Annotated in this window: 15 protein-coding genes and 1 tRNA gene; 6 read left to right on the forward strand and 10 right to left on the reverse strand. The window is 54.8% G+C overall.

Translation table 11 applies throughout. The features are described from left to right. Positions 1-459: 459 nt before the first annotated feature. The 7 genes from VBE63_RS21145 to VBE63_RS21175 form a co-directional block, all read right to left on the reverse strand. Positions 460-1,563: a ThiF family adenylyltransferase gene (locus VBE63_RS21145; protein WP_323685002.1), complete on the reverse strand. Its 1,104-nt coding sequence runs from the start codon at positions 1,561-1,563 to the stop codon at positions 460-462. After that, entirely contained in the window at positions 1,556-2,677 is a 1,122-nt protein-coding gene (locus VBE63_RS21150; protein ID WP_323685003.1) for a ThiF family adenylyltransferase, read from the reverse strand. The genes VBE63_RS21145 and VBE63_RS21150 overlap by 8 nt, the downstream gene beginning before the upstream one ends. 36 nt (positions 2,678-2,713) lie before the next feature. After that, positions 2,714-2,920 carry a hypothetical protein gene (locus tag VBE63_RS21155; protein WP_323685004.1) on the reverse strand — a complete coding sequence of 69 codons (207 nt, stop codon included), beginning with the start codon at positions 2,918-2,920 and terminating at the stop codon, positions 2,714-2,716. Between the two features lie 182 nt (positions 2,921-3,102). Continuing rightward, positions 3,103-3,381, reverse strand: coding sequence for a hypothetical protein (locus VBE63_RS21160; protein ID WP_323685005.1), 279 nt, complete (start codon positions 3,379-3,381; stop codon positions 3,103-3,105). Between the two features lie 492 nt (positions 3,382-3,873). Further along, positions 3,874-4,314, reverse strand: a complete 441-nt coding sequence (locus VBE63_RS21165) for a thermonuclease family protein (protein ID WP_323685014.1) — start codon at positions 4,312-4,314, stop codon at positions 3,874-3,876. Beyond that, the gene (locus tag VBE63_RS21170; protein WP_323685016.1) at positions 4,236-4,436 is read right to left on the reverse strand and encodes a hypothetical protein; all 201 of its coding nucleotides are present in this window, start codon (positions 4,434-4,436) and stop codon (positions 4,236-4,238) included. The genes VBE63_RS21165 and VBE63_RS21170 overlap by 79 nt, the downstream gene beginning before the upstream one ends. After that, positions 4,433-4,837 carry a hypothetical protein gene (locus VBE63_RS21175; RefSeq protein WP_323685006.1) on the reverse strand — a complete coding sequence of 135 codons (405 nt, stop codon included), beginning with the start codon at positions 4,835-4,837 and terminating at the stop codon, positions 4,433-4,435. Before VBE63_RS21175 ends, VBE63_RS21170 begins: the two co-directional genes overlap by 4 nt. A 99-nt stretch (positions 4,838-4,936) precedes the next feature. On the opposite strand from VBE63_RS21175, the gene VBE63_RS21180 reads away from it, so the two are divergent. After that, positions 4,937-5,164, forward strand: a complete 228-nt coding sequence (locus tag VBE63_RS21180; protein ID WP_323685015.1) for an SOS response-associated peptidase family protein — start codon at positions 4,937-4,939, stop codon at positions 5,162-5,164. 5 nt (positions 5,165-5,169) lie between these two features. On the opposite strand, the gene VBE63_RS21185 is transcribed toward VBE63_RS21180, so the two are convergent. Further along, positions 5,170-5,820 (reverse strand): peroxiredoxin, encoded by a 651-nt coding sequence (locus VBE63_RS21185; RefSeq protein WP_323685007.1) that lies wholly within the window; start codon positions 5,818-5,820, stop codon positions 5,170-5,172. 273 nt (positions 5,821-6,093) lie between these two features. Here VBE63_RS21185 and VBE63_RS21190 point away from each other — a divergent pair, with 273 nt between their 5' ends. The 3 genes from VBE63_RS21190 to VBE63_RS21200 all read left to right on the forward strand — a co-directional run bounded on the left by VBE63_RS21190 (position 6,094) and on the right by VBE63_RS21200 (position 7,668). Then, entirely contained in the window at positions 6,094-6,969 is an 876-nt protein-coding gene (locus VBE63_RS21190; RefSeq protein ID WP_323685008.1) for a PA4780 family RIO1-like protein kinase, read from the forward strand. Between the two features lie 186 nt (positions 6,970-7,155). Continuing rightward, positions 7,156-7,353, forward strand: a complete 198-nt coding sequence (locus VBE63_RS21195) for a DUF427 domain-containing protein (RefSeq protein ID WP_323685009.1) — start codon at positions 7,156-7,158, stop codon at positions 7,351-7,353. 24 nt (positions 7,354-7,377) lie between these two features. Further along, positions 7,378-7,668: a hypothetical protein gene (locus tag VBE63_RS21200; RefSeq protein WP_323685010.1), complete on the forward strand. Its 291-nt coding sequence runs from the start codon at positions 7,378-7,380 to the stop codon at positions 7,666-7,668. Here the strand turns inward: VBE63_RS21200 and VBE63_RS21205 are convergent. Then, positions 7,631-7,722: transfer RNA gene (locus VBE63_RS21205), tRNA-Ser, on the reverse strand. The two genes, VBE63_RS21200 and VBE63_RS21205, sit on opposite strands and share 38 nt — an antisense overlap. A 119-nt stretch (positions 7,723-7,841) precedes the next feature. Here VBE63_RS21205 and VBE63_RS21210 point away from each other — a divergent pair. After that, entirely contained in the window at positions 7,842-8,843 is a 1,002-nt protein-coding gene (locus VBE63_RS21210; protein WP_323685011.1) for a tyrosine-type recombinase/integrase, read from the forward strand. 21 nt (positions 8,844-8,864) lie between these two features. Continuing rightward, positions 8,865-9,089 (forward strand): hypothetical protein, encoded by a 225-nt coding sequence (locus VBE63_RS21215; RefSeq protein WP_323685012.1) that lies wholly within the window; start codon positions 8,865-8,867, stop codon positions 9,087-9,089. 503 nt (positions 9,090-9,592) lie between these two features. On the opposite strand, the gene VBE63_RS21220 is transcribed toward VBE63_RS21215, so the two are convergent. Beyond that, positions 9,593-10,310, reverse strand: a 718-nt coding sequence (locus VBE63_RS21220) for an N-6 DNA methylase (protein ID WP_323685013.1), incomplete at its 5' end; no start/stop codon positions are given.

Consider the following 10,310-nt stretch of genomic DNA (forward strand, 5'->3'; position numbering starts at 1 on the left):
GCCAGCCTCAGCCGCCGCGAGCGAAGCGAGCGGTCGGACTGGAGGCCATCGTTAGGCGATTGATTGCGGGTTGATTTACAGTCTGGAAAATAATTCCACCCTGGCCCCTTTGGCCCTCTGGCCCCTTTGGCCCTCCAGGTACAAGGTGGTCTTGAGAGTGTTTGCCGTTTCGCTGGTCATGTTCGGTCTCCTCGTTGCTCGGTGCTTGTGGTTGGTTTCGAGGCTTAGACTTGGATGGCCTGCATAGTTTCTTTAATTTTAGGCGATTGATTGCGCATTGATTTACGGTCTGAAAAAAAATTCCATCCAGACCCCTTTAATTGTTAGGCGATTTCGTTAATTCGATTCAATTCATCAAAATTAAATCGACCCTGGCCCCTTTTATTTTAGACGATTGATTCTGCGTTTATTCTTTGCCTTGAAAACAATTCCAACCACGCCCATTTAATTATACGATGATCAAGAACCATTTTTAATCGAGCTGCACCATTCACAATCAGGTAGCTTTGGATATTCTGAAAAATTCAACTTCGATGTTAAAAAGTTAAACTCTCCTCGCTTGCCTATCATGTACGGTAACATTTTTTTGGAATCAATCAATACTCGTAGGGATTCAAAAACCACAAATGACGCAGAAATCCCTGCTAACGGAGCCAAATTACCGATGTTTCTTTTTTCTCTGTATAGTTTTCTGGTGTTCGTGAAATCTATCGGGACTTCTTTTTCAAGCCCCAACTGAATGCAATGAAAACATGCAGATGTCCCGGGGATAATTGTGGGGCCTATCAGGCTCAGATGAAGATTGTATCCTCCAGCGATAATGTGGGGGATGCGTCTTACCATGCACGCTTTGCTTATAAATTCTGATGTAGTATCAACATTTGGGAAATCAGAGCAGTTTATAACCAAATCAGGCGCCACATCGCTCACTTCCAGTGCGTTATGCACATCTTTTTCACAAGTTATAAGTGAGTCAACACAAAATACATTTATATTTTTATCTATTCTTTCAAGAGATTCCTTTAGGCTAACTATTTTCTTTTTTCCTATATCGCAATAAAAAAACAAGCTTCTATTGAGGTTACTGTGCTTAACTACATCGGGATCACATAACGTAAAGTTCCTAATGCCATTTTGGCATAAAAGTTGACTCACCCAGCTTCCAATTGCCCCGCACCCAATTATGACTACATGAGAATTATGGATTTTATTAAAATTCCTAATTGACTCGTGAGTTGGCAAATAATCGGCAATAAAATTTATTACTCTGTTAAATGGATGGTAGTTTACCTTTTGCGCAATATCAAAGTCTTCGATGTAACAATTTTCGTATAAATGATTTATGAATTTATCAATAGGCGCATTTGTGTTACATCTTTCTATTAGTTCGACCAGAGTAGATCCATTTAATTCTTTTACAATCTCAATCAGAGCGCTATCAGCAATTTTAAAATGTTTTATTCTTCTTGTGTTGGATTGAAAAAACTCCCATATTAAAGAATTTTTTGTTGGGATAATGCTTACAGATGGCCGAAGCCTGTATCGTCGGTTCAGGTTATTCACCGCAAACCTCACAATCTGGATTTCTTGATACTTCAAAAGCATCTATAGAGTAGTCATTAAATTTAAACTCACCTCTTCCTCCTGCCGTCTCCAAAAATGCGAGTTCGTCAATAAAGTATCTTAAGATTGCCAGACATCCCGTAGATGCTGAAAACACGGTGAGGGATGGTAATCCGCCGAATCCTTTTACTCTGTCCTTTACTGGGTGAGGGGAAGGCTTCCAATCTTTTAAAGATTCTCTAAAATATTCATTATAACAATCAGCGCATGGCGTTTTGTGTGGCACAACCAGTTCACCCAAACAACCGAGGTGCGCATCAAAACCACCAGCCACAAACAATAATTTTCCTTTATCTATTGCATATCTTGAAAGGAAGATACTGCTATAGCCTATGTATGGCTCATCAGCGCAATTGATTATTATGTCTACATCACTTAGATTATCGAAAAAGGAAGGGTCTGTTTTTAGTGACAACAAGTAACCTTCTATTTTTATATTCGGATTAATTTTTTTACCAATATCTGTGTAAAACCATGATTTATCTCTGCCAACCATGGTTGAATCGAAAAATGCATGTCTTGAGATCGAGTCTTCTTGAATCTCTTTAAAATCAAAGATTTTGAATTTCTCAAACCCCATTTTAATTAGTTCAACCAACATCCAACTGCCGATTGATCCAATACCAACTATCGCAATACTAGCATCTTTTATCTTCTGCTGGATTTTGCACACTGAATCAGGGTTGTTCGAAATGTCGAGCAAAAAATAAAGTTGTTTCTCTAAAAGTTTTTTATAGTCTTGATTTAGTGGCATTAGATCAAACCAATTTTCTGGAACAACTATTCCATAAGCTTCAAGATACTCAACAAAATTTTTAAGTTCCTTGCTTGAAACACCTGATTGACTTTGTAAATAATCAATGGAGTTATCTCCATTCATAAGTGGTAAAGTTAACAATAGACGATCCCGTATTTTCAGATGAATACGCTTTCTTGTAGACAGAAAAACGAATGTAACGTCATTTGAGCCATCAGTGGATGAGCCAACATAAACATCTACTCCATCTCTAAGATATGGATTTCCCATAGCATACCACACTAAAAATTGCAGCAAGGGCGGCGCATGACCGCTCTTGCTGCGTTGAATTTATCAGTACTGAACTTGACCACCTTCAATTTTCAGGAAGGCTTCCCACGCATCTTCAGAGGCAGTGAAATTACCGTCCCGTGAGCATGTGCGCGTACAGCAATCTGATCGACCACCAGAACAACTATCCGTATACATGCTGCCATCAGCCATACCATATTCGATTTTCACTTCTTCAAAGCCGTCGGTTTCAAGATCAGGGTTCTGCATCGTTTTCTCCTTCAAAGGTCACGAGCTTAATGTTAGTTGGTAGGATTGTTGTTTGATGTTGCGTTACAAGTTCACCTCCGTTCTCTTGATGCATAACTAACGATCAAAATCAGGTGACTGCTAACGCAGCGCGATGATAGAAACGGTGCGGTAGTGGGTCACCTGAAATGCCGTGTAGGCAATTAATGCTGAGGGAGTTGTGCTGACAACCTGTCAATTAGATCTCTCGCCGCGCCAACAGTATTAGAGGAAAGGGCGTTTTGTATTTCAATCTCATTCCAATCATACTTTTGGACGTAGATGGATACGGCAGTAACTAGAGCCGCATGAACTGATGGTTCTAGAGTTGAATTTGCATCGTGATTAAAATATGCTTGGTTCGCAATCCAACGCCCATGTTCATTTTCTGCAACCTCAAAAGCTCTTCGCACAAAGCCTTCATCCTTTATTCCTCTATCCATTTATAAATTCCTCATTCTTGTTGGTTGATTGAAGTATTTGGAGCCTAACAGTTGATTAGACAGAATGTGGGTCAGGTGTGCTAGGCAGAGTCTGCCTTAACAGACATAGGCAGAATCTGCCTAGCACCCTAAACCCGCCGTTCTAAAACACACGCGCACGCGATAACCCCGTTACAGACTGCGAACGCAGAACGGGTGTCGTTGTTGGTGCTATGCAGAAATCCGACCGGTCCCCACCGATCAGCGGTGTCGATACGTCCACGGTTGTCGGTGATCCTCCACCCGTTTCCTGACCCATGCCTTTGAGCGCACGCAGCGCCTCATTGAGCCTAGCACTTATGTCTGTGAGGAATAATCATCGGTGACCGCTTTGGTCCAGTTGGCCGCCAAAGCTATGACCTCAGTCAAATCTTGCTAACCGAACAGATGATGGCCAAGCCGCATGCTTCAGCCGCAGGTTGATATGCCTGGCAGACCGCTTCCGCACAAAGCCTAGCGATTGCGCCAGTCCCGTGGCCGTTGGTGATCGCCGGGCTGGCTCCAGATGCCGATCCGAGCGGCTTTGGCGCCGGCCTCGGCCTGGCGATCGCTCGGATCAGGACAGTAGCGCTGATACACGGCGGCTTGGCCGGCTTCGACCATGGCGCGGTTGAGCACGGTGCCGCTGGTTGGGTCGATGACCTCGGCGACCTTCCGCCCGTAGCGGTCGGTGTCGTGGATGCGTAGCGAGACCACGCGTGGGGTGATGCGGCGCAGGTAGTCGCCGCTCTCGGTGCCCCAGGGGCGTTGCTGCATCTCGGGAGTGTCGATGCAGTAGAGGCGAACCTTGAGCTTGAGGCCGCTGCAGGTGGCGCTCAGGGTGCTGCCAGGGTGCTGCCATCGTAGATGCTGGCGACTTGACAGCCGTCGCTGTCGGCGGTGCGCTGCAGCCAGGGAAGGCTGCTGCCACCGATGGGCCAGGGCAAGGCGATGCCAGCGCCGGCGAGTGCCCACCAGAGCAGCAGGCGATGGTGGCTCGGCAGCAGCCGATGCCAGGGGATCATGCGTCGGGTCATGGGATGATCCAGCGTTGCAGCAGCGGCGGGATGATGGCGGATGAGGCGTTGAGCGTCGGCAGCTCGGGCACCTCGGCGCCAGGTTGGTGGCGGATCTGGGCGGTGAGATCGACCTCGCGCAGGGTCTTGCCTTGCCATTGGTCGAGCAGCGCGGGCCGGTCGTAGATCAGGCGCACGGTGTCCCAGGGGCCGATGATCGGATAGGTGCCGGAGACGTCGGTATAGGTGCGGTTGTCGCGGCCTTTGAGCTCGACGCTGAACAGGGCGGTGCCTTTGTCGCGGTCGTACTCGCTGCGGGCCATCTCGAGATCGCCGAGCGCGCCGCGGATGAGGCCGGCGGTGCCTTTGCCGGTGGCGGCGAGCGGCATCATCAGCGCCCACGCTGAGACGGTGGCGAGCAAGCTGGCCTATCGCGCGGCCTTTCGTGAGCGGCGCTGCCTGATCCCGACGGATGCTTCTATGAATGGCCAGCCGGGACGGATGGCAAACAGCCCTATGCGATCCGCCAAACGGATCGAATGCCGTTCGCGATGGCTGGACTCTTTGAGCATTGGCAGGGCGAGGACGGGTCGGTGATCGACTCCTGTACGATCATCGTCACCGAGGCCAACCAGGCAACGATAGACCGAAACTGCTTGCACCCATCACGACAGCGTCACGTTTCCAATGAGCAACAGCAGGATGCGTCGGCGCATCGGGCGGGGTCGCACCCCGCCCGGCTTCGCTGACTGACTCAGAGCGCCTTCTTACAGAAGTACCAATCCAAGCACTCATACCCCTCAGCCATGCGCGCCTCGGCCTGCTCGGCGGTCGCCGGCGGTGGCACGATGACCTTGTCGCCCGGCTGCCATGCCTCAGGGGTCGCGACGCCGTGCTCATCGGAGGTCTGCAGCGCCTTGACCAGCCGCACGAACTCGTCGATCGAGCGGCCATTGCTCATCGGGTAGTAGACCATGGCGCGCAGCACGCCATTGGGGTCGATAATGAAGGTGGCGCGCACCGCGGAGGTGTCGCTGGCACCCGGTTGGATCATGCCGTAGGCCTTGGCTACCTGCATCGACAGATCGGCGATGATCGGGAAGCCGATCTCGACACCGAACTTCTCCTTGATGTTGCGCTCCCAGGCGATGTGCGAGAAGTTGCTGTCGATGGACAGGCCGAGCAGTTCACAGCCAAGCGCTTTGAAGTCGGCATGGCGCTTCGCGAAGGCGATGAACTCGGTGGTGCAGACTGGCGTGAAATCGGCGGGATGCGAGAACAACACCAGCCATTGGCCGCGATAGTCTTCGAGGGTCTTGCGACCATGGGTGGTCGGGGCATCGAAGGCCGGGGCCGGCTCGTTCAGGCGGGGCATGGCGGGGGTGGTCTGGATGTCGGCGGTCATGGTTACAGCTCCTGTTGATGAGTGTCAGTGCCCTCGTTCGAGGTTGACACCAGGTTAGGCGCCGCGACCGCTCGCGTGAAATCGTTTGATTGGATGGGCGTGATGGGGCTGGCCTATTGTGTTTTATCAATCGATCGGCAGCGCCTTATGCCGATCAACAAAACCGTCCTCGCTAACGGGCTGCTACCATGAACGCCTCCCGACCCACTGAGACCCTTATCTTTGAGGATGCTCCCTTGTCTGGCGACCCCTGCGCCCTCCAATGAGTGACCCATGAAAACCCCCAAACGTCTCGAGCCCTTGATCCAGGACGGCCTGGTCGATGAAGTCCTCTATGCCCTCAAGAGCGGCAAGGAGGCGGCCGTCTATGTGGTGCGCTCCGAAGGCTCCGTTCGCTGCGCCAAGGTCTATAAAGAGGCGAGTCATCGGGGCTTTCACAAGCAGGCGCAGTATCGGGAAGGGCGTCAGGTACGTAATAGCCGCAAGGCGCGGGCGATGGCGAAGGGCTCAAGGTATGGGCGCCAGGAGCAAGAGGAGGTGTGGCAAAACACCGAGGTCGATGCACTCTATCGTCTCGCCGCGGCCGGGGTGCGGGTGCCGCAGCCTTACCACTTTGTCGACGGCGTCTTGCTGATGCAGCTGATCACCGATGCCGAGGGCGATGCCGCACCCCGTCTGGATGAGGTGGACCTGACGCTCGAACAGGCGCACACCTATCACGCATCACTGATCAGCGATGTGGTGAAGATGCTGTGCATCGGACTGGTCCATGGCGACCTGTCCGAATTCAATGTACTCCTTGATCCGCAAGGTCCGGTGATCATCGACCTGCCGCAGGCCGTGGATGCGGCGGCGAACAACCATGCCGCTTGGATGTTGGCGCGCGATGTCAACAATCTGGCCGCCTATTTCGGACAGTTTGCGCCTGAGCTGCTGACCACCAGCTACGCCCAGGAAATTTGGCATCTGTATGAACAGAGCCATCTGACACCGGAGGTGACCCTCACCGGCCATTTCAAAGGCCAGCATCAGACGGTCGATCTCGACGCGATTCTGAGCGAAATCCACGAAGCCGAGGTGGAGTCGGCACGGCGCAAGCTGGCTTTAGAAGGAATCGGGGCGCCCAATCACAGCGCCGACATCGAGTAACGTCTCGCGTACCCCTTGGGAGAAGAACGGCGAATCCTGCCTTTCAGGCGACAAAGTCCTCAATTCCGCTGCCCCCTCAGCACCAACCAGGCCGGCGGCCTGTCCAAGGCGGAGCCGACTGAGCGGCGTTTTCATGAGCACGCCGTTCGGCCTACCAACCCTTACCCAACAGCATGGCTAAACCCGATGAACCCACAGGATCTCGAACGCGCCCGCAACGCCTGGACCTATCGCGGCCAGCTGCGGCCCAGCGCGCGCCGCAGCTTCTGCGAATGGAAGGGTGAGGCGGAGTACTTCGATGTCGAGGGCAGCACGGGCTGGATCGGTAACGCCAATGGGCTGTTCTTGGAGAGGATCATGGCGACCATCATACAGGCGCTTTAGGCACTCAGGCTGATTCTGGCGCTCATGCTCGTCCTTGGGCTCGGGCTCAGCGCGGCGAGCACGCTGCTCAGCGCCGAGCCAGTCGATCAGGGTGCCGATTCACCCCTCGCGGAGCTTGGCTCACTGCGCTGGCAGCATCGGATCATTGTAGTCGATGCACAGATCCCGGATGCGGTTTCACGCCTGCAGACGGCCCAGCCCGCGATCGATGAGCGTGACATCCTCTGGTTTGTGAAAAACGGGCTAGACTCATCCGAATCTAACCCGTTGTTTTATATGGTGCGCCCTGTGCGACTCGAACGCACGACCACCTGAGTAAAATCAGAGTTTCGCACCGTCTACCGCTTGCGGTTGGCTACGATATAACGCTATAAATCAGCACTTTACGCTAGCGCCTTGTGCTATGCTTTGCGACGAGTCACCACCCCGCTTGGTGACTTATTGGTGACTCGAATCAGGAACCGGCGAAGCACTGACAAGGCGGAATCATGGCGAAGCTGACCAAGCGCGCGGACGTAGCGGCGCTGCATTCGCGCATCGGCACGAAAGAAGGCAAGCCCTACGAGGCCAACCGCACCTTAGCGCTACTGTCCAAGCTGTTCGAGCTGGCGCGGCGTTGGGGTTATGTGCCTGACAGCCATATCAACCCGGCGCGCGACATTGACCGCTTCAAGGAACACAAGCGCGACCGCTGGATTACCCCCGAGGAACTGCCTCACCTGGCGGCGGCCATCAATGAAGAGCAGAACGAATCGGCGCGGTTCGGCCTGTGGCTGTACCTGCTGACCGGCGTTCGCAAGACCGAACTACTGGCGGCCCGATGGTCGGACGTGGACCGCGACCGCGGCGAGCTGCGCCTAGGCGACACCAAGGCCGGCCGGACGCATTACGTCCCACTGAGCGCGGCGGCCCTGGCGCTACTCGACCAGATACCGCGCCAGCCTGGCAACCCGTACATTCTGCCCGGCAAAGGTCCGCGCGCGGCGACCGGCGAAGAGAAGGCGAAGGCCCCGGCTCATCTCGTCAACATCTCGAAGCCTTGGAACCGCGTGAAGACCGCGGCGACCTTGGCCCGCTGGCGCGAAGAGCCCGAGGCGGCGGCGCTGATTGAGCGCTTGACCACTGAGCGCACTGCGACCAAGAGCAAGCACACGGCGAAGGACTGGACCCCAAGCCCGAGCCTGACCGAGATTCGCCAAGCGGCGGCGGCTGAAGGCATCGAGCTACCGCGTGCGGTCGATGATGTGCGACTGCATGACCTGCAGCGGACGGTCGGAAGCTGGCTCGCCCAAGCCGGAAACAGCCTGCACCTAATCGGCCGCGTGCTGAATCACAGCAACGCCAGCACGACTCAGGTTTACGCTCGCTTTGGCGAGGACAGGGTACGCCAAGCCCTCGAGCAACACGGCGCGCGCATCATCGGCGCGGCCGGACTGGCACCATCGGCCGAAGTCACCGAGCTACACCCCAAGCAACGCAAGACCGCCTGAGACTGACCCGAGGCCCTAAGCATGACCGAGAACACCGAAAACCTAGTGCTCGAGCACCTGCGAGCGATCCGCGGTGACATTGGCGAGATTAAGGACCGCCTGACCCAAGTCGAGCTGAACACCGCCATGCTCGGACAGCAACTTGGCGCACTGACGACCGCTGTCTATAGCGGCAAGAATGAAACCCAAGAACTGCGGCGGCGCGTCGAGCGCATCGAGCAACGCCTGAACCTGAGCGACGCCTGAGCGGCAAGCCGCACAACGGCGGCGCGGCTACACTGTCCCGACCAAGCCTAGGCTGATCCCCGAAAAGGCGGCCCCTTCACCGCCCTGGCTTGGCCCCCCCTTCCTGAAGGCCCTCAGTGTCAGGAATAGAGAGGGCGCGAGCTCGATTCAGGCGCTTCGGTGGAACTGCGGGAACTCGGGCCATGATGCCAAGGGAGCCTGCCAAGTGACGAAAAGCGAAGCACAGAGTACCAATGCATGGCTCGAGGACGGACCGACCCGTAGGAGCGTTGACGTGCCTGTAATGGGTGCCGAGCAAAGGGGTCGGGTTGTTCCAGTCGCATCGTAGGCCAACTCCCTAGCGGAGGATGAGCCCGCGGGCACGGCAAGATCCTTTGTGATCCGACGACGCTGAGCGTGGAGACGTCTTGGCGGCAAACACGGGCATAGAGGGTTGGAGCAACAGGAGCCCGGTGAGTCGAGAGGCTCACGCCGGGTTCTGCGAGCTCTTCGCTTGTAATCGTTCACACCTCCGCCAACCCCAACTCCTGCAGATACCCGTTGTGCTCCTTCGCTGCCTCGGCCACGCGCTGATCGATCTCGGCCAGCCGCGCATGCACGGCAGCAAGATCAATCTCTTCCTCCGGCTGTGCGGTACTGACATAACGGGAAATATTCAGGTTGAAGTCGTTCTTCTCGATCTCCTCCATCCCAACCCGGCGCGAATAGCGCTCTTCTTCCTTGCGGTACTGGTAGGTGTCGACGATCTTGTCGACGTGCTCGGGCAGCAGGTGGTTTTGCCGTTTGCCTTTCTGGAAGTGCTCGGCGGCGTTGATGAACAGCACATCATCAGGCTTCTTGCACTTCTTCAGCACCAGGATGCAGACCGGGATGCCGGTGGAGAAGAACAGGCTCGGCGGTAGGCCGATGACGGTGTCGATGTGGCCATCCTTGAGGAGCTTGCTGCGGATGCGCGCCTCGGCACCGCCTCGGAACAGCACGCCGTGGGGCAGGATGATCGCCATCGTGCCTTCGTCGCTGAGGTAGTGGAAGCCGTGCAGCAGGAAGGCGAAGTCGGCGGCGGATTTGGGCGCGAGGCCGTGGCTCTTGAAGCGGAAGTCTTCGCCCATCGCCTCGTTGGCGTCCCAGCGGTAGCTGAACGGCGGATTGGCGACGACGGCGTCACATTTGAGCTTCTTGGTCGGGTTGCGCTCGCTGAGCAGCGGCCAGTCGTTGGTGAGG

It is taken from the genome of Lamprobacter sp., assembly GCF_034860625.1.
Lineage (GTDB): Bacteria > Pseudomonadota > Gammaproteobacteria > Chromatiales > Chromatiaceae > Lamprobacter.